A 21,081-nucleotide genomic window follows, 5' to 3' on the forward strand; every position below is an offset into this window, starting at 1 on the left:
CCTCCGGGCTGCGATATCCCTGCTCATGCGGCCTGAAGGCTGCATCGCTGCGGGCTGCCGTTCGGCCTTGCAGCGCTGCGCACTGATTGCAGCGCTTGCCAGTAATGGCGATGCTCGCTAACAGCGCGAAGCACCCGATCAGGCGCCCCTGTGGTGGAATTGGTAGACGCGACCGACTCAAAATCGGTTGGAGAAATCCGTGCCAGTTCGAGTCTGGCCAGGGGCACCAGCCGCGCGCGCCTGCGATAAAGCGCTTGTCTTGGCCGGCCATGATTGGTTAGCCCTTGGGCTGCGCCATGCTCGAAGCTCCTTCCTATCACGCGATAGCGGCCATGGCGGTCACCATCGCCATGTTCATCGCCTTTGCCCGGGGGCGCTATCCCGAGGAGATCATCTCGCTCGTCACCATCGCGGTGATCGGCGTGGGGCTCTATTTCGCCCCGCTCGAGGGCACCAAGCCCACCGACGGCCTGGCGATTGCCTTTGGCGGCTTTGGCCACCAGGCGCTGATCACCATCTGCGCGCTGATGATCATGGGCCGCGGGCTGGTGGTGACCGGCGCGCTCGAGCCCTTCGCGCGGATGCTCGAAGGCGTGTTCCGCGCCAACCCGCAGATTGGCCTGCTGACCGCCCTGATGGTCGCTTTCACGCTCTCGATGTTCGTCAATGACACCCCGGTGATGGTGCTGCTGATCCCGATCATCGTGGCGATCGCGGCCAAGGGGCTGATGGCCTCTTCCAAGATCCTCATGCCGGTCAACACCGCGGTGCTGATCGGCGGGATGGCCACCACCATCGGCACCTCGACCAACATCCTCGTGGTCTCGATCGCGGCCGATCTCGGGATGCCCGCTATCGGGGTGTTCCAGTTCACCCCGATCGTGCTGATCGCCGGGCTGATCGCCTTGCCCTATCTGTGGCTGGTGATGCCGCGGATGCTGCGCGACAATTCGGTGCTGCCCGACAATCTGCGCCGCACCTTCCACACCCGCCTGCGCGTGGGCAGCAGCAGCCTGCTTGCCGGTGCGGAGATCGCGGCGGTGCGCAGCAAGCTGCCCGAGGGGATCACCTTCCACGATGTGCCGGCTGGCCCGCTCCAGCCCGAGCAGCGCCTGCACATCTCGGGCACCCACGAGGCGCTCGAGGAAGCCGCCCGGGTGCTCAAGGGCGAGCTTGCTCCCTCCTGGGTGCTCGACCGCATCCGCCGCATCTCCAAGGCCCAGGGCGAGGACATCGTCGCGGTGGAGATGACGGTCACCTCGGATTCGCGCCTCGTCACCCGCACGCTCGCCAGTTCCGGGATCGCCGATCTCTACGGGGTGGCGGTGCTCGGCATTCACCGGCCCAACCGCATCCTCGGCGTACGCGACACCTATACCGAGGCGGGCGATCTCAGGATCCTTGAAGGCGATGTGCTGCTGGTGATGGGGATCGAGGAGGACCTGCAGAACTTCGCGCGCAATGATGGCCTCTTGCGGCTCGAGGGCGCGCGCGAATTGCCGCGCCGCTCCAAGGCGGCGCTGGCCGGTGCGATCATGCTCGGCGCCATCGCCACCGCCTCGCTCGGCCTGCCGTGGTTTGACGGGATGCGCTATGCCCCGATCAAGCTGCCGATCGCGATCGCGGCGCTGGCGGGCGCGATCCTGATGTTCGTCACCGGCTGCGTGAAGTTCGACCGGGTGGGCCGGGCGCTGTCAGCCAAGGTGATCGTGCTGATCGCGGCGAGCCTTGCGATCGGGCGGGTGATCGATGCCAGCGGGGCGGCGGCCTGGCTCGGCGAGGCGCTGGCGCTCGGGCTTGCCTATCTCCCCCCGGCGCTGGTGCTTTCGGCGATCATGCTGTTCGTCACCCTGCTCACCAACTTCGCCTCCAACGCCACCGCCGCCACCATCGGCACCCCGATCGCCTACAGCATCGCAAGTGAGCTTGGCCTGCCGCCCGAACCCCTGGTGCTGGCGGTGCTGTTCGGCTGCAACCTGTGCTATGCCACCCCGATTGCCTATCAGACCAACCTCCTGATCATGTCGGAAGGCGGCTACGAATTCGGCGATTACCTGCGCGCCGGGGGGCCGCTGGTGGCGTTGATGGTGATGTTGCTCTCGGTGCTGCTGGTGGTGTGGTACGGGCTTTAGCAGCGCTTGCGGCGGGCGCCCTCTTGGGCATTGCTGCGGCACAATGACAAGGAAACGGGCGATGCGGATGGTGAGGCTTGCAGGTGCGGTGGGGTTGCTGGCGCTGGTGGCGGCGGGGCCGGCGCGGGCGGATGGGCTGCGCGAGGCGGTGGCGGCCGAACTGCCGGCGCTCGTCGAACTCTACCAGGATCTCCACGCCAATCCCGAACTCAGCTTCCAGGAGTTCGAGACCGCGGCCAAGCTCGCGGGGCGTGCCCGTGCGCTCGGTTTCGAGGTGACCGAGGGGGTGGGGCGCACCGGCGTGGTCGCGGTGCTGCGGAACGGCCCCGGCCCCACGGTGATGCTGCGGGCCGACATGGACGGCCTGCCGGTGATCGAGCAGACCGGGCTGCCCTTTGCCTCCAAGCGCCGCGCCGTGCCCGCCACGGGGATCGAGACCGGGGTGATGCACGCCTGTGGGCACGATACCCACGTGGCCGCCTGGCTCGGCACCGCCAAGCTGCTTGCCGAGCGGCGCGACCAATGGTCGGGCACGCTGGTGATGATCCTCCAGCCGGCCGAGGAGATCGGCGAGGGCGCCAAGGCGATGCTCGATGATGGGCTCTACACCCGCTTTCCCAAGCCCGATTACGTGCTGGCCTTTCACGATGCCGCACAGGCCCCGGCCGGGATGATCGGCTACACCAAGGGCTTTGCCCTGGCCAATGTCGATTCGGTCGATGTGGTGGTGCCGGGGGTGGGCGGGCACGGGGCCTATCCCCACACCGCCAAGGACCCGATCGTGATCGCGGCGCATATCGTCACCCGGCTGCAAACGCTGGTGAGCCGCGAACTCGATCCGCAGGAGCCCGCTGTGGTCACGGTTGGCAGCTTTCAGGCCGGTTCGAAGCACAACATCATTCCCGATGAGGCGCGCCTGCAGATCACCGTGCGCAGCTATGCCGATGAAACCCGCCAACACCTGCTCGACGGGATCGCCCGCATCGCCCGGGCCGAGGCGCTCGCCGCCGGGATGCCCGAGGATCGGCTGCCGCGCGTGACGGTGCAGGAACCCTATACCCCGGCGACCTACAACACCCCCGCCTTCACCGATCAGGTGATGGCGCTGCTCAAGGCGCGCTTTCCCGATCGGGTGGCCGAAACGCCGAGCGTGATGGGGGGCGAGGATTTCAGCCAATATTACCGGGCCGACCGCGAGAAGGTGCAATCGCTGATCTTCTGGGTCGGCGGGGTGAGGGCCGAGCAATGGGAAAAGGCGCAGAAGGGCGAGATCGAACTGCCCTCGCTCCATTCGCCCTTCTGGGCGCCCGATGCCCCGGTGGTGATCGCCACCGCCACCGAGGCGCTGACCGCAGCGGCGCTGGAACTGATGAAGAAGGGCTAAGCCCTGAAGCAGCGCAGCGGCAGGGCAACAAGGACTCACTCAAGCAGCGCAGCGGCAGGGCCAAAAAATCCGGCCGCCGGACGGCACCCCATCGGGGCACATTCCAGCGGCCGTTTCTCCTCCCCAGGAGAACTGTGTGACGCGCGCCTCAGGAGGGCACGTAGGTGCCGAGCCTGTGGTGCAGGGCGTTGATCCGGGCCAGCTCCTCGCGGTCCTCGGTCGCGCGGGCATAGCTTTCCAGCGCGCGGCGCAGCAGCTTCATGTCGGCAGTGGACAGCAGCGCGCGGGCGCGGGCAGGTTCGGGATTGGTGGGGGTCTCGGTATCGCTCATCGGTCATTCTCCTCGGGTGCGTGCCGCCAGCCTTAATCGGCTTTGGCGGCAACCGGAAGGCTGCACTTGCCGACCTTCCGGTTGCCTCCCCGGGATCAGGCTGCCTCGAACTGGTTCATGGTGTTGTGCACCCCGCCGGCCTTGAGCGCGGCTTCACCGGCGAAATACTCCTTGTGGTCATCGCCGATGTCGCTGCCGGCCATGTTCTGGTGCTTGACGCAGGCAATGCCCTGGCGGATTTCCTCGCGCTGGACGTTCTTGACATAGCCCAGCATCGCCGCCTCGCCGAAATATTCGCGGGCAAGGTTGTCGGTGCTGAGCGCCGCGGTGTGATAGGTCGGCAGGGTGATGAGGTGGTGGAAGATCCCGGCGCGGGCCGAGGCATCGCGCTGGAAGGTGCGGATCTTCTCGTCGGCCTCGGCGGCAAGCTCGGTGCCGTCATAGTCGACGCTCATCAGCTTCGCGCGGTCATAGGCCGAGACATCGCGGCCCTCGGCCACCCACTTGTCATAGACCTGCTGGCGGAAGTTCAAGGTCCAGTTGAAGCTCGGCGAATTGTTGTAAACGAGCTTGGCGTTGGGGATCACCGCGCGGATGCGATCGACCATGCCGGCGATCTGTTCCACGTGGGGCTTCTCGGTCTCGATCCACAGGAGATCGGCCCCGTTCTGCAAGGACGTGATGCAGTCGAGCACCACGCGGTCCTCGCCCGTGCCAGGGCGGAACTGGTAGAGGTTGGAGGGCAGGCGCTTGGGCGCCAGCAGCTTGCCGTTGCGGCTGATGAAGACCTGGCCATTGGTGATATTGGCTGGATCGACCTCGTCGCAATCAAGGAAGCTGTTGTATTGGTCGCCAAGGTCACCCGGCTCCTTGGAATAGGCGATCTGCTTGGTCAGTCCGGCGCCAAGCGAATCGGTGCGGGCGACGATGATGCCATTGTCCACCCCAAGCTCGAGGAAGGCGTGGCGGATGGCGCGGATCTTCTGAAGGAAATCCTCGTGCGGCACGGTGACCTTGCCGTCCTGGTGGCCGCACTGCTTCTCGTCGGAGACCTGGTTCTCGATCTGGAGCGCGCAGGCCCCGGCCTCGATCATCTTCTTGGCGAGCAGGTAGGTCGCCTCGGCATTGCCGAAACCGGCATCGATATCGGCGATGATCGGCACCACGTGGGTCTCGTAATTGTCGATGGCGTTCTCGATCCGCTTGGCCTCGACCGCATCACCCGCCTCGCGCGCCTTGTCGAGCGCGCGGAACATCAGCCCCAGCTCGCGCGCATCGGCCTGCTTGAGGAAGGTGTAGATCTCGCCGATCAGCGCGGGCACGCTGGTCTTCTCGTGCATCGACTGGTCGGGCAGCGGGCCGAACTCGCTGCGCAGCGCCGCGACCATCCAGCCCGAGAGATAGAGATAGCGGCGCTTGGTCGAACCGAAATGCTTCTTGATCGCGATCAGCTTCTGCTGGGCGATGAAGCCGTGCCAGCAGCCGAGCGACTGGGTGTATTGCGCCGGGTCGGCATCATAGGCGGCCATGTCGGCGCGCATGATGTCGGCGGTGTAGCGGACGATGTCGAGCCCGGTGCGGAAACGGTTCTGGATCACCATGCGGGCGGCGTTCTCGGGGTCGATCGCGGCCCAGCTCGGCCCATTGGCGCCGATCACGCCTTGCAGCCGGGCGATGGTGTTCTGGTAGGTCATGTGCATCTCCTGTGCGTCTGGGCGGGCCTTACGGGGGAAGGACTCGCCGCGGGCGTTGGCATCGCTGTGACGCAAGGCGAGGCGCGGAAACAGAAAAACTTACAGAAAATCGTGTCGCTATGCCCACATTTCCCAAAGATGTTGTGTCAATACGTAAATAAGTTTACAAAGTGCCATGGCCGAGACCAACATCCTTGCCGGCCCCGCGCTGCGCCGCTTGCGCAAGTGCGAGGGCCTCACCCAGGCGGCAATGGCGGCGATGCTCGGCATCTCGCCGTCCTATCTCAACCTTATCGAGCGCAATCAGCGCCCGCTGTCGGCGCGGGTGCTGGTGCAGGTGATCGAGCGCTTCGATTTCGACCCGCGCTCGCTGCGCGAGGACGAGGCGATCGGGGGGATCGACGGGCTCGCGCGCCGGCTGGCCGACCGTCGCTTTGCCGATCTTGGCATCGACCGCGAGGAAATGCAGGAGTTCCTCGCCGCCGCGCCGCAGATCGCGGCCGCCTTCGTGCGGCTCTATGACAGCAGCGGCGCGCAGCCGCACGCGCAGGAGGACAGTGCCGTGGCGGTGCGCCGCGCGGTCGAGCGCTGGCAGAACCACTTTGCCGATCTCGATCATGCCGCCGAGGCGCTGGCCGATGAACTGCGCCTCTCGCGCGGGGAGATCAGCGCCGCCCTGTCCGAGCGGCTGCGCGAACGCCACCAGTTGCAGGTGCGCATCCTGCCCGCCGAGGTCATGCCGGGCCAGGCCCGCCGCCTCGATCTCCACGCCCGCCAATTGCAACTGTCCGAGATGCTGCCCGGTGCGGCGCGGCGCTTCCAGATCGCCCGCCAGGTCGGCGCGCTCGAGATGCGCGAGGAGATCGATACCCTCGTGGCCGGATCGGGCCTTGCCGCTGCCGAAGCGCGCAACGCCTTTCGCGAGCATGTCACCGATTATCTCGCCGGCGCGCTGCTGCTGCCCTATCGCCGCTTCCTGCGCGCCTGCGAGGCCACCGGCTATGATCTGTTCGTGCTCCAGCGCCGCTTTGCCGTGAGTTTCGATCAGGTCGCGCAGCGCCTCACCACGCTTGGCCGGGTGGGCGAGCGCGGCCTGCCCTTCTTCATGGCGATGATCGACCGCGCCGGGCAGGTGGTGAGCTACACCGCCGGGGGCAGCGGCGCGCTCGGCGTGCTCGAGGCCGCGCGTGCCCCCGCCTTCATCTCCTATTCCGCCTTCGAGCGACCGGGCACGCTGCTGACCCAGGCGGTCACCTTCGGCGAGGGCGAGGCGGCAGCGCGGCACTGGTTCATCATCACCCGCACCGTTGATGGCGACGGGGTCACCTGCGCGGCCCGCCGGGCGGTGGTGCTGGGCATCGAGGCGCGCTTTGCCGGAGAGCTTGCCCATGCCCGCGGGGTCTCGCTCGATCGGCTCGATGCGGTGCCGCTCGGCACCCCCTGTGGGCGTTGCGGCAGGCGCGAGTGCCTCACCCCGGCTCCGGCGCGGCTGGCAAGCACCCTGCCGCGCCCGCGATCCTGACGCGCCGTTAACCGTGCAATCCCGCGAAAACCCCGGGCGCCGACAGGCGGTGTAAGATTTACCGACACTTAAACTCTCGCGCCTAGAAGGTGGCCCACGTCCAGCAAAGGCCCGCCCGCGCGATGATCCGCCTGTTCAAGCACTACATCCCCCATGCCGTGCTGCTGCTCGGGCTGCTCGATCTTGCGCTGCTGGTGATGGCGAGCGAACTCGCCTGGCAGCTGCGCGCCGCGCAGATCGGCATGGAGATCGGCGCGGTGGCGCATCGCGGGATCGCGCTGGTCGGCACCGCGCTGGTGATCTGGCTGGCGATGATCGCGGTCGGGGTCTATGGCCCCCACGCCTTGCGCTCGCTGCGCTTTGCCGGGGCGCGGGTGCTGGTGGCGATCAGCCTCGGGATCATTGCGCTGGCGGTGGTGGATTTCATCTTCCCCACCGACCTGTTCTGGCGCTCGACCCTGCTTTACACCATGGGCCTTGCGATCCTGGTACTGATGGCCGATCGCCTGCTGCTCAATTCCTTCCTCGGTTCCTCGGCCTTTCGTCGGCGGGTGATGGTGCTCGGCGCGGGCGATCGGGCGCAGCGCCTGCGCGCGCTCGCCGAGCGGCCCGAGACCGGCTTTGCCATCGTCGCCTATATCGCCATGAGCGAGGATGCGCGCGTGGTCGAGGAAGCGATCCCGCACAGCGCGATCCACGATCTTGGCCGCTTCGTCGAGAATCTCGGGGTCTCCGAGGTGGTGCTGGCGCTGCAGGAGCGACGCAACGCCCTGCCCCTGAAGGATCTCCTGCGGATCAAGACCAAGGGCGTGCATGTCAACGACTTCTCGAGCTTTCTCGAGCGCGAGACCGGGCGCGTCGATCTCGACACGGCCAATCCCAGCTGGCTGATCTTCTCCGACGGCTTTTCCAGCGGGCGGATGTTTTCGAGCGCGGTCAAGCGCATCTTCGACATTGCCGCGAGCCTCATCCTGCTCACCCTGACCCTGCCGGTGATCGTGCTCTTTGCCGCGCTGGTGAAGCTCGACAGCAAGGGCCCGGCCTTCTTCCGCCAGAAGCGCGTGGGGCTTTATGGGGAGCCGTTCACGCTCATTAAGCTGCGCTCGATGCGCGTCGATGCGGAGAAGGACGGGGCCAAGTGGGCCGAAAAGGACGATCCGCGCATCACACGCATCGGGCGCTTCATCCGCAAGGTCAGGATCGACGAGCTGCCGCAGACCTGGAGCGTGCTCAAGGGAGACATGAGCTTTGTCGGCCCGCGGCCCGAGGTGCCGAGCTTTGTCGAGAGCCTCGAGGAGCAGATCCCCTTCTATGCCGAGCGGCACATGGTGAAACCCGGCATCACCGGCTGGGCGCAGATCAACTATCCCTACGGCGCCTCGGTCGAGGACAGCCGCGCCAAGCTCGAATATGATCTCTATTACGCCAAGAATTACACCCCCTTCCTCGATTTCGTGATCCTGTTGCAGACACTGCGGGTGATCCTCTGGCCCGAGGGAGCACGCTGATGGGTGGGCAGGGCTTGTGGCCGTTGGCGGCGCAGCTTGCCTGGACCTTCGGGGCGGCGCTCAGCGTGGCTGCGCTGGTGTGGACCTTGCGCCACGGCGAGCGCGCCCGGCCCGATCGCCTCGCACTGATCACCGCGGCCGGGGCGAGCGCGCTGTGGTGCGCGCTGGCAGCCGCGCTCGGGGCGGAGCACCCCGGCGCGGCGCTGGCGGTAACGGGCCGCAACCTCGCGCTGATCGCGGCGATCTTCGGCCTGTTTGGCGCCGATGGGCGCAGCGCCAGCCTGCGGCCGGTGCGTCCGGTGATCATCGCCCTGGTGCTGGTGCAGCTGCTCCAGCCGCTGGTGTTGCTGATCGGCGGGCGCGGCGCGGGCGGGGCGGCGTTCGAGGCGCGGGTGCTGATCGACATGCTGGTGGCGATCGGGGCGCTGCTGCTGCTGCACAATCTCTATGCCGGCGCGGCGAGCGGCCTGCGCCCGCTGCTGCGCTGGACCGGCATCGCGCTCGCCGGGATCTTCGCCTATGATCTCAACCTCGCTGCGCTCGCCTATCTGGGCGGCGAGGAGCCGGCGCTGCTGGCCGATCTGCGCGGGCTGTTCGCCGGGGCGATGGCGGCGCTCTTGGCCCTCGGCATGAATGCACGCGGGCCGCGCCTGCAGTTCAGTCCCTCGCGCACGGTGACGTTCCGCACCCTCTCGCTGGTGCTGATCGGCGGCTATCTTGCGGCGATGGCGCTGGTCACCCGCTCGCTGGCGCTGATTGGTGGCGATCTTGCCCGTGCGGGCGAGCTGCTCTTCGCGCTGGCGGCGGCACTGGCCGCGGCGCTGCTGCTCGTCTCGCCGCGGCTGCGCGGCTGGCTCAGGGTGGTGGCGAGCAAGCACCTGTTCCAGCACCGCTACGACTACCGCGAGGAATGGCTGCGCTTCACCCGCACCATCGGCCGGGCCGGGAGCGGCAGCGCGAGCCTCGAGGAACGCGCGATCCAGGCGCTGGCGGATATCACCGAGAGCCCGAGTGGGCTGCTGCTGATGCCGGGCGAGGATGCGCGGCTTGAGCTGGTGGCGCGCTGGAACTGGCCGACGCTCGAGGTGCCGGCGGTGGCGGGTGACTTCCGGCTTTCCGCCTTGCTCGAGCAGCACGGGCTCATCCTCGCGCTCGACGAGGTGCGGCGCGGGATCGATCACCACGGCGAGGCCGCCGAAGTGCCCGCCTGGCTGCGCGAGGCCGAGGATGCCTGGGCGCTGGTGCCGCTGCTCCACTTCGATCGGCTGGTGGCTGCGATCGTGCTCGCCCGCCCGCGCAGCCCGCGCCAGCTCGACTGGGAGGACTTCGATCTCCTGCGCGTCGCCGGCCAGCAGCTGGCCAGCTACCTTGCCGAACAGGCCGGGCAGCAGGCGCTGATGGAAGCGAGCCGCTTTGACGAGTTCAACCGCCGCATCGCCTTTGTGATGCACGACATCAAGAACCTGGCCAGCCAGCTTTCGCTGCTTGCCGCCAATGCCGAAAGGCACGCCGACAATCCCGCCTTCCGTGCCGACATGCTGGTGACCTTGCGCAATTCGGCCGAGAAGCTCTCGGCGCTGCTGGCGCGGCTCGGGCGTTATGGCACCGGGCAGGTGGCGGGCCTTGCGCCCTTTGACCTTACTGCCTTGGCGCGCGACGTGGCCGCGCGCTTTGGCCCGCTCCACCCGGTGCTGCTCACCCGCGAGGCGCCGGTCAGCGTGATCGGCAACCGCGAGGCGCTGGAACAGGCGCTCATCCACCTTGTCCAGAACGCCATCGATGCCAGCCCCGCCGAAACCCCGGTGCTGCTCGATGTCGTGGCCGAGCGCCTGCATGCCAGCATCGCAGTGGTCGATCAGGGCTGCGGCATGAGCAGCGAATTCGTGCGCAGCGGGCTGTTCAAGCCCTTCGTCTCGTCCAAGCCGGGCGGCTTTGGTATCGGCGCCTTCGAGGCGCGCGAGCTGGTGCGCGCGATGGGCGGGCGAGTTGCGGTGGAAAGCCGCGAGGGGCTGGGCACCCGCTTCGTCGTGACCCTGCCCCTCGCGGAAACGGCACGGCTGCGCGCCGTGCAGGATGTTCCCGATGATCCCCGAGAGGAGGTCGCCTGATGGCCGAGAAGAAGCCGGTGCTGCTCGTGATCGAGGACGATCCGGGCCTGCAGGCCCAGCTCAAATGGGCCTATGACGATTTTGCCGTCGTGATCGCGGGCGACCGGGACAGCGCCATCGCTGCCCTGCGCGCCGATACGCCGGAGGTGGTGACGCTCGATCTTGGCCTGCCGCCCGATCCCGATGGGGTGAGCGAGGGCTTTGCCGTGCTCGATGCGATCATGGCCTTAAAGCCCGATACCAAGGTGATCGTCGCCTCGGGCCATGGCGCGCGCGAGAGCGCGATTGCCGCGATCGCGCGCGGGGCCTGGGATTTCTACCAGAAGCCGATCGACATTGACACGCTCGGCCTGATCGTGCGCCGCGCCTTCCACGTGCGCGCGCTCGAGCAGGAGAACCGCCGTCTCCAGAGCGCGAGCAGCGCCGACAAGACCGTGCTCGGCCGCCTCATCACCGCTGCGCCCGAGATGGTGAAGGTCGCCCGCACGATCGAGCGCGTCGCCCGCACCAATGTCTCGGTGATGTTGCTCGGCGCCAGCGGCACCGGCAAGGAACTGCTTGCCCAGGGCCTGCACGAGGCGAGCGAGCGCGCCGCGGGCCCCTTTGTCGCGATCAATTGCGCCGCGATCCCCGAAACCCTGCTCGAAAGCGAACTGTTTGGCCACGAGAAGGGCGCCTTTACCGGGGCGGTGAAGACCACCGAGGGCAAGATCGAGAGCGCCCACGGGGGCACGCTGTTTCTTGATGAGGTGGGCGACATTCCGCTGCCGCTGCAGGTCAAGCTGCTGCGCTTCCTGCAGGAGCGCACCATCGAACGGGTCGGCGGGCGGCGCGCGATCGCGGTGGACACCCGGATCGTGTGCGCCACCCACCAGGATCTGGAAGCCATGATCCGTGAGGGCCGCTTCCGCGAGGATCTGTTCTACCGCCTTGCCGAGATCGTCGTGCGCATCCCGGCGCTGGCCGAACGCCCCGGCGATCCGGTGCTGCTGGCCAAGGCCTTCTTGAAGCGCTTTGCCGCCGAGATGAACCCGGCGGTGAGCGGCTTTTCGGCCGATGCGCTCGCCGCGATCGATGCGCATGATTGGCCGGGCAATGTCCGCGAGCTGGAAAACCGGGTGAAGCGCGCGGTGATCATGGCCGATGGCAAGCTGGTGCAGCCCGAGGACCTTGATCTGGCACGGCAGGACGAGGCCGATGCCCACCTCCTCAACCTCAAGGCCGCGCGCGAGGCCGCCGATCGCCGGGTGATCCGCCACGCGCTGGCCCGCAGCCAGGGCAATATCTCGAGCACCGCCAAGCTGCTCGGGATCAGCCGCCCGACGCTTTATGACCTGCTCAAGCAGTATGACCTGCAGGCCTGAGGGCCGCGCGCTTCTCGCAACGCTGGGCCTTGCGCTGATGCTGGCTGCCTGCGGCGGGGCGGAGCGCGCGCCGCCGCCCCCTGACCCTTCCGCCGCGATCGCGCCGCTGCTCGGCAAGGCCGAGGCGGCGATGGCCAGCGGCGCGCTCGGCGAGGCCGCCCAAGCGCTCGATGCGGCGCTGGCGCGCGCGCCCGAGGATCCCGACCTGTGGGTGGCGATTGCGCGGCTGCGCTTTCGCGGGGGCGAACACCTCACCGCGCTCGAGGCGGCCGATCACGCGCTCGCGCTGCGTCCGGATCATGCCTCGGGGCTGCTGCTGCGCGCGCTAATGGTGCGCGATGTCCATGGCTTTGCCGCGGCGCGCCCCTGGTTCGTCGCGGCGCTGGCCGCCGATCCCGACAGCGCCGATGCCTGGGCCGAATATGCCGCAAGCCTTGGCGACGGGGGCGAGGCCGGCGCCATGCTGGCAGCGGTGCGGCGGCTCGCCGAACTCGCGCCCGGCGATCCGCGGGTGTTCTATCTCCAGGCGGTGCTCGCCGCGCGCGCCGGAGAACTGGGGCTGGCGCGCAGCCTGCTGGACAGGAGCGGCCTTGCCGCGCGCGGAGTGCCCGCGGCGGTGCTGCTCGATGCGCTCATCAGCCTCGAGGAAGGCAATCCCGACAGCGCCGCCGAGGCGCTCGCCCGGCTGGCCGCGCACCAGCCTGCCAATGCGCGGCTGCGCGAGCTGCTCGCCCGCGCGCTGCTGGAGAGCGGGCGGGCGGGGGAGGTGGCGGCGCGATTCGGGCCCGAAGCCGCGCTGGCCGAGGCGTCGCCCTATCTGGTGATGGTGGTGGCGCGGGCGCAGGAACAGCTCGGCAATCGCGCCGCCGCAGCGCCGCTGCTGGCGCGCGCCTACGCCGGGGCAAGGCCGCGGCTGGCGGTGCTGGCCCCGCGCGAGGGCCTGCCGCAGCCGACCATAACGCTGCGCACCGCGGCAGCCAGGGGGGCGCAAGGCACGCTGGCGGCCGAGGCCGCGCGGCTGGCGGCGCGCTTTCCCGCCTCGGCCGATGTCGCCAGTCTGGTTGGCGATGCCGCGCTGGCGGGCAAGGATCCGGGGGGCGCGCTCGCCGCCTATGCCCGGGCGGCGCGGGTGAAGCGCCCCTGGCCGCTTACCCGCAAGGCGGTGCTCGCCGCGCGCGCGCAAGGTGACGAGGCCGCGGCCTTGACCCTGCTCGCCCGCCATGTCGCCGGCGAACCCGATGGCGCGAGCGGGCTTGTCGCGCTCGCCGAGGCCGAAGCGCGGCGCGGTGGCTGGCGCCGCGCGGCGTTGCTGCTCGATCACGCCATCGCGCTTGGCGCCGGGCACGATCCTGCCCTCCTGGCGCTGCGCCGCGATGCCGCCCGCGCGATGGGGGACCGTGAGGCCGCGGCGCGCCTTGCCGCCCGCATCGCCGAGGTGCGCCCGGCGCCGCTCGCCGCGCGCTAGCCTTCGCGCCGCGGCTCGACAAGCGCGCGCGTTCGGGGCAGGGCGCCGCGATCATGCCGAGACTGCCGTTCCTCTCCGATCCGATGATCGCCGTGCTGGTGATCGCCACGCTGCTCGCCCTGCTGCTGCCCGCCAGCGGCGAGACGCGCGCGCTGGTGAGCCTCATCAGCAATGGCGGGATCTTCGTGCTCTTTCTCGTCAACGGGATGCGCTTGCCGCGCGGCGAGATCGCCCGGGCGCTTGCCAATGCGCGCTATTTCGGCCCGCTGCTCGCCTTCGTCTTCGGGGCCATGGCGCTCGCGGGGCTGGGGCTGGCCGCGATCGGCGGGGCGCTGTTGCCGCCGCTGGTGGCGCTCGGCTTTGTCTATCTCGGCTGCCTGCCTTCTACGGTGCAGTCGGCGACTTCCTACACCAGCCTTGCCGGGGGCAATGTGGCGCTCGCGGTGGTGGGGGCGGCGCTGATCAACATTGTTGGGGTGTTCGTGAGCGCGCCGCTCTTTGCCCTTCTCGGTGGCAGCGGGGCAGGCACGATCGGCAGCGAGGCGATCATGCGCATCGGCCTTATCCTCGTGCTTCCCTTCGTGCTCGGGCAGATCGTCCAGCCCCTGGTGATCGGGCAGCTGGCGCAGCACCGCGCGCGGATCGCCTGGCTCGATCGCGGGGTGATCGGCCTTGCGGTCTATGTCGCCTTTTCGGGCGCGGTCGAGCAGGGCCTGGCTCAGATGTTCGCCCCGCGCGACTGGGTGGTGCTGGTGGGGCTGGTGCTGGCGCTGCTGGCGCTGGCGCTGACGGCGGCCTGGAGCCTTGGCGGCCTCATCGGCCTTGCCCGGCCCGACCGCATCGCCTTTGTCTTTGCCGCTTCGCAAAAGAGCGTCGCGGTAGGCGCGCCGCTGGCGGCGATCCTGTTCCCCGCGGCGAGCGCCGGGTTCATCATCGCCCCGCTGCTGCTCTATCACCTCGCCCAACTGGTGATCGCCGTACCCCTCGCAGCGCGGCTCGCGCAGGGCTAGGCCGCGGCGCGTTCGGCCCGGGCGTGGCGCACCGACCACCAGAAGGACAGGCCGATGAGGATCGCCCCGATCAGCCCGGTGATGGTCTCGGGGATGTGGAACACCGCCGAGACCAGCATGATCGCGCCCAGCACCACGATCGCCCAGAAGGCCCCGTGCTCGAGATAGCGATATTCGGCCAGCGTGCCCTGCCGCACGAGGTGCACCGTCATCGAGCGCACGAACATCGCCCCGATCGACAGGCCAAGCGCGATCACGATCATGTTGTTGGACAGCGCAAAGGCCCCGATCACCCCGTCGAAGCTGAAGCTTGCATCGAGGATGTTGAGATAGAGAAACCCGCCAAGCCCGCTGCGCACCACCGCGCCCGCCGCGCGCGCGGCGGCCTCGCGCAGCTCGAGCCAGTGGCTCAATGCCTCGACGGCGATGAAGGTGACAAGCCCGAGCATCCCGGCAACGAGGAAGGTGTGCGCCTCCTCCACCGGCATGAGGCTCGAGATGCCCCACATGCCAAGCAGCAGGATGGCGATCTCGATCGCCGGCAGGTTCGAGACCCGCGCCAGCGCCTGTTCGATGCTGGCGATCCAGTGCACCTCCTTGTCGGCGTCGAAGAAGAACTTCATCCCCACCATGGCCAGGAAGGCCCCGCCGAAGCCGGCAATGCCGACATGGGCCGAACTGACCAGCGCCTCATACTGATCCGGCCGATTGAGCGAGAGGTGGAGCGCCTCGATCGGGCCGATATTTGCCGCGATCGCCACGATCGCGAGCGGGAAGACGATCCGCATCCCGAACACCGCAAAGGCAATCCCCCAGGTGAGGAAGCGGCGCTGCCACACCGCGTCCATCTCCTTGAGCACCGAGGCATTGACCACGGCGTTGTCGAAGCTGAGCGAGACCTCGAGGACCGAGAGGATGATGACGATCCACAGCACCTCGGCCATGCCCATGATCGTGCCGCTGCTCGACAGTCCATACCAGGCGGCAAGGGCAAGGCAGATGAGGGTGAAGACGAGCGAGAAGGTGTAGTAGCGAAGCAGCGTCTGCATGGTGCGGGGCAAGCCTTGGATCGGGGCGGCGCGGTGAGAGGCGCTCAGCCCTTGGGCTGATAGGTTTGTTCGGGGCCGGGAAAGGCGCGCGCGCGCACCTCGGCGGCATAGCGCGCCACGGTGCGATCGATCACCCCGGCAATGTCTTCATAGCGTTTGACGAAGCGCGGCACGCGCTCGAACATGCCGAGCATGTCCTCGGTGACGAGCACCTGCCCGTCGCACCGGGCCGAGGCGCCGATGCCGATGGTGGGGCAGGAGACCGCCTCGGTCACCGCCACCGCGATCGGCTCGAGCACGCCCTCGATCACCATGGCAAAGGCCCCGGCCTGATCGAGCGCCTTTGCATCGGCGAGGATCTTGGCCGCCTCGGCCTCGCTGCGCCCGCGCGCGCCATAGCCGCCGAGCACGTTGACCGCCTGCGGGGTGAGGCCGACATGGCCCATCACCGGAATGCCGCGCTGGCTGAGGAAGGCGATCGTGGGGGCCATCGCCTCGCCGCCTTCGAGCTTCACCGCCGCAGCACCAGTGGCCTTGAGCAGGAAGGCGGCGCTTTCAAAGGCCTTTTCGGGCGAGGCCTCGTAGGAGCCGAAAGGCATGTCGATCACCACCACGGCGTGATAGGAGCCGCGCACCACCGCCGCGCCGTGATTGGCCATCATCTCGAGCGTGACCGGCACGGTCGAGGGCAGGCCATAGATCACCTGGCCGAGCGAATCGCCCACCAGCAAGAGATCGCAATGGGCATCGAGCAGCTGGGCCTGGCGGGCGGTGTAGGCGGTGAGCATCACCAGGGGCTCGGCGGTGCGGCCATCCTGCTTGCGCGCGCGGATCGCCGGCACGGTCAGCCGCCGCATCGGTGCCGGCGTGGGGTTGGCGCGGCTGGTGCTGGTGTCGAGCTGGAAGGTGGTGGACATGGCGCGAGGCTCTAGCGCCTGGGCGCGCCGGGGGAAAGCCCGTGCATTGGTGCTTGTGTTGCGCTGGCGTTGCGCTAGCGTCGGCCCCCGGATGATCGTGCGGGGGTCCATGCGCGATCAGGAGGAGATAAAACCCACATGATTTGTGACAGGATGACACGGCAAGCCCGCTGCCGCATCGCGGCGGCGGCGCGGCGGCAGCGCCTGATCGGCGCAGGAGCGCTCTGATGGCAAGCGCACCCAACCGCACCATCGCCCAGCGCATGTTCGCGCGCAAATCGATCGCCCAGGTGCAGCGCGAGACCCAGACGAGCGAGCTCAAGCGTTCGCTCGGCAAGTGGAACCTCCTGCTGCTCGGGGTCGGCTGCATCATCGGGGCGGGCATCTTCGTGCGCACCGGCAGCGCCGCGGCGCTCCATGCCGGGCCGGCGGTGCTGCTGAGCTTCGTCGTTGCCGGCATCGTCTGTGCCTTTGCCGGCCTGTGCTATGCCGAGCTGTCCTCGACCCTGCCGGTCTCGGGCTCGGCCTATACCTATGGCTACACCACGCTGGGCGAATTCGTCGCCTGGGTGATGGGGGCGCTGCTGCTGCTCGAATATGGTCTTGCCGCCTCGGTGGTGGCGGTCGGCTGGTCGGGCTATGTGGTCAGCCTGCTGGCTGATTTCGGCGTGGTGATCCCGCCGCAATTGACCGGGCCGACCGGCTATCCGCTGGTGCGCGACGGGGTGCCGGTGCTGGTCGATGGCGCGCCGGTGACGACGCTTTTCAACCTGCCCGCCTTCCTCGTCTGCGCCCTGCTGGCGGCGCTGCTGGTGGTGGGGGTGTCGGAATCGGCCAAGGTCAACAACATCATCGTGGCCATCAAGGTGAGCGTGCTTGCCGCCTTCATCCTCGTGGGCGGGGCGATCGTGCTCGGCAATTTCACCGAGCTTGCCGCGACCAACTGGGTGCCCTTCATCCCCGAGAACCAGGGCGATGGCAAGTTCGGGATCGACGGGATCATGCGCGCCGCCTCGATCGTGTTCTTCGCCTATATTGGCTTCGAGGCGGTTTCGACCGCGGGGCAGGAGGCCAAGGACCCGGCGCGCGACATGCCCTTCGGCATCATCGGCAGCCTGGTGGTGTGCACGGTGATCTATATGCTGGTCGCCGCGGTGATGACCCTGCTGGTGCCTTACCAGACGCTCAACGTGCCCGACCCGGTGGCGGTGGTGGTGGACAATTTCGGCCCGCAATGGGGCTGGCTTGCCAAGATCATCAAGGTCGGCGCGATCGTTGGCCTTACCTCGGTGGTGCTGGTGCTGATGTATGCCCAGACCCGCATCTTCTACACCATGGCGCGCGACGGGCTGCTGCCCAAGGTGTTCAGCCGGGTGCATCCGCGCTTCCAGACCCCGGCGATCAACACCTTGCTGGTGGGGCTGGTGACGGCGGTGGCGGCCGGGTTCTTCGACATCAACGTGCTCGGCGATGTCACCTCGGTCGGCACGCTGGCGGCCTTTGCGATCGTGTGCCTTTCGGTGATCTACCTGCGCCGTGCCGCGCCCGAGCTGCCGCGCGGCTTTTCGGTGCCGTTCTATCCGGTGCTGCCGGTGCTGGGGATTCTCTCCTGCGTCTATCTGATCTCCACTGTGCCGTGGTCGGTGCTGCAGTTCTTCCTGTGGTATCTGTTGGGGGCGGTGGTGCTCTACTTCCTCTACGGGATGCGCAATTCCAACCTCCAGCACGGCGAGGGGCAGGACGAGGCCCCCGACATGGGCGAATTTCCCGGGCCGGTGGTGGGCGACTGAGCCACCCATCCTGATGCGACAGGGGGCGCGGGGGAGCCGGGGGCTTCTCCCGCGCCCTTTTCGTTGCAAGCACGGCGATGTTGGAACATAATGGGAACAAATGAGTCGTTCCCGCATGTCCTCTCGTCCCTTCGTGGCCTGTGCCGCGCCTGCCCGCCTCGCCGATGCGCGCTGGCGCCCGGGCCTCATCGCGCAGCCGTTCCATTCCGAAATCTTCGCGCCCGCGCATGAGGCGAGCGGGGCGGGGCTGGCGCTGGCGCTCGCCTGCGATGCCCTTGCCGCGGCGGGCGGGGATGATGAGACGCGTCAGGTGCTCTGGGTGCAGGATCGCGCCGCGATCCGCCTCGGGGGGCGGCCGTTCCTCCACGGACTTCCCCCCGATCTGCGCCACCGCCTGATCCATGTCGCCGCCCGCACCCCCGCCGATGCGCTCTTCGCGCTCGAGGAAGGGGTGCGATGCCGCGATCTTGCCGGCGTGATCGGCGAGATCGCGGGCAATCCGCGCGCGCTCGATTTCACCGCCTCGCGCCGCCTCAGCCTCACGGCCGAGCGCCACGGTGTGCAGCTGTGGCTGGTGCGCCTCGATGCGGCGGCTGACCTTTCCTCGGCCCGGATGCGCTGGCAGGTGCGCGCCGCGCCCTCGGCCGCCCCGCGCTGGAACCCGGCGGCTCCCGGCCCTGCGACCTGGCACGCCCGGCTGTTCCGCGCCCGCGCCCATCTGCCGGGTGAATGGATGCTTTGCGATGACGATGGAACCTTGCGCCTCCAGTCCGATCGCACCGCTTCAGACGCTCCCGCCGCCACAGCGCCGGATCCTTTCGGTATGGCTCGCGCGACTGTCGGTCGATCGCTGGCAGCGCGCCTGCCCGCCTGAGGCTGCGGCCCGGCCCACCGCGCTGATCGCCGAGACCGCGCAGGGGCCGCGCATCACCGCCGCCAATGATGCGGGCCTTGCTGCCGGGGCGCGGCCGGGAATGCGGCTGGCCGATGCCCGCGCGCTGTGCCCCGATCTGGCGGCGGTGCCGGCCGATCCGGCGGGCGATCTGGCGCTGCTCGAGCGGCTGGCCCTGTGGGCCCAGCGCTGGGGGCCGTGGAGCGCGATCGATCCGCCCGATGGCTTCCTTGTTGATGTCACCGGCGCGGCCCATCTGTTCGGGGGCGAGGAGCGGCTGCTTGGCGAGGTTGTGCGCGCCTTTGCCGGGCGCGGGCTCCTCGCCCGCCCCGCGCTCGCCCCCACCGCGGGGGCTGCCTGGGCGCTTGCGCACCATGGGCCGGCTCAGGCGATCCTTGCTCCCGGGGATGATCCCTTGCGGCTGCTCGGCGATCTGCCGGTGGCAGCGCTCCGGCTCGATGCGGATGTGCTGGCGGTGCTCCGGCGGCTCGGGATCAAGCGGATTGGCCAGCTTGCCGGGCTTGGCGGCGCGGGCGCAGGGGCGGGCGCAGAGGCGGCCATGCGCGATGCGCTCGCCCGCCGTTTCCACCATCACCGCACGCCCGCGGCCAACCCGCTGCTGCGTCTTGACCAGCTGCTCGGCAAGGTGCCCGAGCCGCTGCTGCCGGTGCGCGCCCGGCTGGTGCCGCTGGTGCAGCACCGCCTGTGCGAACCGCTGCGCCACCGCAGCCAGCTCGATCGGGTGGTGGCAGAGCTGGCCGAGGCCATGGTGCGCGCGCTCGAGGCGCGCAGCGAGGGGGCAAGGCGGCTCGAACTGATGCTCTGGCGGCTCGATGGCGCGGTGCTCGAACGCCGCGTCGAACTTGCGGCCGCCACCCGCGAGGCCGGGCACCTCGCCCGCCTGCTGGCAAGCCGGCTCGAGGATGTCGAGGCCGGTTTCGGGATCGAGCTGGTGCAGCTGCGTGCCAGCTGGAGCGAGCCGCTGGCGCTGTCCCAGGCCGATCTCGAGGCCGCTGCCGAACAGCATGGCACCGCGCTTGCCGCCTGCATCGATCGGCTGGTGATGCGGCTGGGCAGGGGCGCTGTCACCCGCCCGGTGCCGCGCGCCAGCCACATCCCCGAACGCGCCCAGGAGTGGCAGCCGCCGCTCGCCCCGCTGGCCCCCAGCCAGGCGGGGCTGGCCTTCCATGCCCGGCCGCTCAAGCTGCTCGACCGGCCCGAGCCGATCGCGGTGCTCCACGCCGCGCCCGACGGGGTGCCGCAGCGCTTCGGCTGGCGCGGCGCGGTGCGCGCGGTGGTGCGGGTGGAAGGGCCCGAGCGCATCGCCCCTGAATGGTGGCGCGAAGGGGGCCGCGCGCGGCTGCGCGACTATTACCGGATCGAGGACGAGGCCGGGCGGCGCTACTGGATCTATCGCCGCGGGATCGCCGGCGACGGGCGCGGCGGGCCGCCCGATTGGTTCCTGCACGGGCTGTTTGCCTGATCGCCCGCGCCCCCTTGCTCAGGGTTTTTTTACCGCTCTGTGCGATTCTTGCGCGCATGAGCATGCACTCGATCACCCGTGCCTCCCAGCGGCGACCGATGAGCCTCACGGTCAAGAGCCGGGTGCGCTCGCGCGTGGTCTATGTCGAGCTTGTCGATCTGTCCGAAGGCGGCTGCAAGATCCGCGCAAAGCCGGGCTTTGCCCAGGTGGGCGACCGGGTGACGATGAAGGTGGCCGGCATCAACGCCCCGCTCGGCAGCATCGCCTGGGTCGATGGCGGGCTTGCCGGGGTGGCTTTTGAAGGCACGATGCACCCGGCAGTGATCGACTATCTGTGCAGCCAGCAGCAGACGCGCGAGGCCGCCCCGCAGCTGCGCCGCATGATCTGATCCTTGGGCTTGCAAGCTTTGCATTTGGCAGGACGATTTCAGG

The 21,081-nt window shown here is 68.9% G+C and carries 16 protein-coding genes and 1 tRNA gene; 13 read left to right on the top strand and 4 right to left on the bottom strand.

Features of this window, described 5'->3' with window-relative positions; genetic code table 11:
* Positions 1-144: 144 nt before the first annotated feature.
* The 3 genes from G524_RS0100120 (at position 145) to G524_RS0100130 (ending at position 3,516) form a co-directional block, all read left to right on the top strand.
* Positions 145-229, top strand: a tRNA-Leu gene (locus tag G524_RS0100120).
* Between the two features lie 67 nt (positions 230-296).
* Positions 297-2,132 (top strand): SLC13 family permease, encoded by a 1,836-nt coding sequence (locus G524_RS0100125; protein WP_027441878.1) that lies wholly within the window; start codon positions 297-299, stop codon positions 2,130-2,132.
* A 61-nt stretch (positions 2,133-2,193) separates the two neighbouring features.
* The gene (locus G524_RS0100130) at positions 2,194-3,516 is read left to right on the top strand and encodes an amidohydrolase (RefSeq protein WP_027441879.1); all 1,323 of its coding nucleotides are present in this window, start codon (positions 2,194-2,196) and stop codon (positions 3,514-3,516) included.
* A gap of 148 nt (positions 3,517-3,664) precedes the next feature.
* On the opposite strand, the gene G524_RS0100135 is transcribed toward G524_RS0100130, so the two are convergent.
* Both G524_RS0100135 and G524_RS0100140 read right to left on the bottom strand, forming a co-directional pair.
* A complete protein-coding gene (locus G524_RS0100135) occupies positions 3,665-3,847 on the bottom strand; it encodes a hypothetical protein (protein WP_027441880.1) in 183 nt (60 codons plus the stop codon).
* 95 nt (positions 3,848-3,942) lie between these two features.
* The gene (locus G524_RS0100140) at positions 3,943-5,541 is read right to left on the bottom strand and encodes an isocitrate lyase (protein ID WP_027441881.1); all 1,599 of its coding nucleotides are present in this window, start codon (positions 5,539-5,541) and stop codon (positions 3,943-3,945) included.
* Between the two features lie 175 nt (positions 5,542-5,716).
* Here G524_RS0100140 and G524_RS14490 point away from each other — a divergent pair, with 175 nt between their 5' ends.
* From G524_RS14490 to G524_RS0100170, 6 genes are all read left to right on the top strand, one after another.
* Entirely contained in the window at positions 5,717-7,063 is a 1,347-nt protein-coding gene (locus tag G524_RS14490) for a helix-turn-helix domain-containing protein (protein ID WP_036856999.1), read from the top strand.
* A 122-nt stretch (positions 7,064-7,185) separates the two neighbouring features.
* Complete coding sequence (locus tag G524_RS0100150) at positions 7,186-8,571, top strand: TIGR03013 family XrtA/PEP-CTERM system glycosyltransferase (protein ID WP_027441882.1); 1,386 nt, start codon at positions 7,186-7,188, stop codon at positions 8,569-8,571.
* On the top strand, positions 8,571-10,679 hold the full coding sequence (gene prsK, locus G524_RS14495; RefSeq protein ID WP_051220784.1) for an XrtA/PEP-CTERM system histidine kinase PrsK: 2,109 nt from the start codon (positions 8,571-8,573) through the stop codon (positions 10,677-10,679). Before G524_RS0100150 ends, prsK begins: the two co-directional genes overlap by 1 nt.
* Complete coding sequence (gene prsR, locus G524_RS0100160; protein ID WP_027441883.1) at positions 10,679-12,043, top strand: PEP-CTERM-box response regulator transcription factor; 1,365 nt, start codon at positions 10,679-10,681, stop codon at positions 12,041-12,043. Before prsK ends, prsR begins: the two co-directional genes overlap by 1 nt.
* Positions 12,027-13,508 carry a tetratricopeptide repeat protein gene (locus G524_RS16155; RefSeq protein WP_051220785.1) on the top strand — a complete coding sequence of 494 codons (1,482 nt, stop codon included), beginning with the start codon at positions 12,027-12,029 and terminating at the stop codon, positions 13,506-13,508. The genes prsR and G524_RS16155 overlap by 17 nt, the downstream gene beginning before the upstream one ends.
* A gap of 53 nt (positions 13,509-13,561) precedes the next feature.
* The gene (locus G524_RS0100170) at positions 13,562-14,518 is read left to right on the top strand and encodes a bile acid:sodium symporter family protein (RefSeq protein WP_027441884.1); all 957 of its coding nucleotides are present in this window, start codon (positions 13,562-13,564) and stop codon (positions 14,516-14,518) included.
* On the opposite strand, the gene G524_RS0100175 is transcribed toward G524_RS0100170, so the two are convergent.
* Together G524_RS0100175 and panB are read right to left on the bottom strand one after the other, a co-directional pair.
* Complete coding sequence (locus G524_RS0100175; RefSeq protein ID WP_211219258.1) at positions 14,515-15,567, bottom strand: DUF475 domain-containing protein; 1,053 nt, start codon at positions 15,565-15,567, stop codon at positions 14,515-14,517. The two genes, G524_RS0100170 and G524_RS0100175, sit on opposite strands and share 4 nt — an antisense overlap.
* A 44-nt stretch (positions 15,568-15,611) precedes the next feature.
* Positions 15,612-16,484 carry a 3-methyl-2-oxobutanoate hydroxymethyltransferase gene (gene panB / locus G524_RS0100180; RefSeq protein WP_027441886.1) on the bottom strand — a complete coding sequence of 291 codons (873 nt, stop codon included), beginning with the start codon at positions 16,482-16,484 and terminating at the stop codon, positions 15,612-15,614.
* A gap of 227 nt (positions 16,485-16,711) precedes the next feature.
* Between panB and G524_RS0100185 the strand changes: the two genes are divergently transcribed.
* The 4 genes from G524_RS0100185 to G524_RS0100200 all read left to right on the top strand — a co-directional run bounded on the left by G524_RS0100185 (position 16,712) and on the right by G524_RS0100200 (position 21,038).
* A complete protein-coding gene (locus tag G524_RS0100185; RefSeq protein WP_027441887.1) occupies positions 16,712-18,274 on the top strand; it encodes an amino acid permease in 1,563 nt (520 codons plus the stop codon).
* 115 nt (positions 18,275-18,389) lie between these two features.
* Positions 18,390-19,148 (top strand): recA-like protein, encoded by a 759-nt coding sequence (locus G524_RS17120; RefSeq protein ID WP_245561245.1) that lies wholly within the window; start codon positions 18,390-18,392, stop codon positions 19,146-19,148.
* Positions 19,111-20,649 carry a DUF6504 family protein gene (locus G524_RS0100195; protein ID WP_281170481.1) on the top strand — a complete coding sequence of 513 codons (1,539 nt, stop codon included), beginning with the start codon at positions 19,111-19,113 and terminating at the stop codon, positions 20,647-20,649. Before G524_RS17120 ends, G524_RS0100195 begins: the two co-directional genes overlap by 38 nt.
* A 56-nt stretch (positions 20,650-20,705) precedes the next feature.
* A complete protein-coding gene (locus G524_RS0100200; RefSeq protein ID WP_245561246.1) occupies positions 20,706-21,038 on the top strand; it encodes a PilZ domain-containing protein in 333 nt (110 codons plus the stop codon).
* Positions 21,039-21,081: the final 43 nt, after the last annotated feature.

The sequence above is a fragment of the Erythrobacter cryptus DSM 12079 genome (assembly GCF_000422985.1).
Classification (GTDB): Bacteria; Pseudomonadota; Alphaproteobacteria; order Sphingomonadales; family Sphingomonadaceae; genus Erythrobacter; species Erythrobacter cryptus.

What these genes read in the sequence shown, in the direction of transcription:
- G524_RS0100170 (WP_027441884.1), top strand. Translation starts at nt 13,562, where the DNA reads ATGCCGAGACTGCCGTTCCTCTCCGATCCGATGATCGCCGTGCTGGTG.
- G524_RS14490 (WP_036856999.1), top strand. Translation starts at nt 5,717, where the DNA reads ATGGCCGAGACCAACATCCTTGCCGGCCCCGCGCTGCGCCGCTTGCGC.
- prsK (WP_051220784.1), top strand. Translation starts at nt 8,571, where the DNA reads ATGGGTGGGCAGGGCTTGTGGCCGTTGGCGGCGCAGCTTGCCTGGACC.
- G524_RS0100185 (WP_027441887.1), top strand. Translation starts at nt 16,712, where the DNA reads ATGGCAAGCGCACCCAACCGCACCATCGCCCAGCGCATGTTCGCGCGC.
- G524_RS0100130 (WP_027441879.1), top strand. Translation starts at nt 2,194, where the DNA reads ATGCGGATGGTGAGGCTTGCAGGTGCGGTGGGGTTGCTGGCGCTGGTG.
- G524_RS0100175 (WP_211219258.1), bottom strand. Translation starts at nt 15,567, where the DNA reads ATGCAGACGCTGCTTCGCTACTACACCTTCTCGCTCGTCTTCACCCTC.
- G524_RS0100135 (WP_027441880.1), bottom strand. Translation starts at nt 3,847, where the DNA reads ATGAGCGATACCGAGACCCCCACCAATCCCGAACCTGCCCGCGCCCGC.
- G524_RS17120 (WP_245561245.1), top strand. Translation starts at nt 18,390, where the DNA reads ATGTCCTCTCGTCCCTTCGTGGCCTGTGCCGCGCCTGCCCGCCTCGCC.
- G524_RS0100125 (WP_027441878.1), top strand. Translation starts at nt 297, where the DNA reads ATGCTCGAAGCTCCTTCCTATCACGCGATAGCGGCCATGGCGGTCACC.
- prsR (WP_027441883.1), top strand. Translation starts at nt 10,679, where the DNA reads ATGGCCGAGAAGAAGCCGGTGCTGCTCGTGATCGAGGACGATCCGGGC.
- G524_RS0100150 (WP_027441882.1), top strand. Translation starts at nt 7,186, where the DNA reads ATGATCCGCCTGTTCAAGCACTACATCCCCCATGCCGTGCTGCTGCTC.
- G524_RS0100200 (WP_245561246.1), top strand. Translation starts at nt 20,706, where the DNA reads ATGAGCATGCACTCGATCACCCGTGCCTCCCAGCGGCGACCGATGAGC.
- G524_RS0100140 (WP_027441881.1), bottom strand. Translation starts at nt 5,541, where the DNA reads ATGACCTACCAGAACACCATCGCCCGGCTGCAAGGCGTGATCGGCGCC.
- panB (WP_027441886.1), bottom strand. Translation starts at nt 16,484, where the DNA reads ATGTCCACCACCTTCCAGCTCGACACCAGCACCAGCCGCGCCAACCCC.
- G524_RS16155 (WP_051220785.1), top strand. Translation starts at nt 12,027, where the DNA reads ATGACCTGCAGGCCTGAGGGCCGCGCGCTTCTCGCAACGCTGGGCCTT.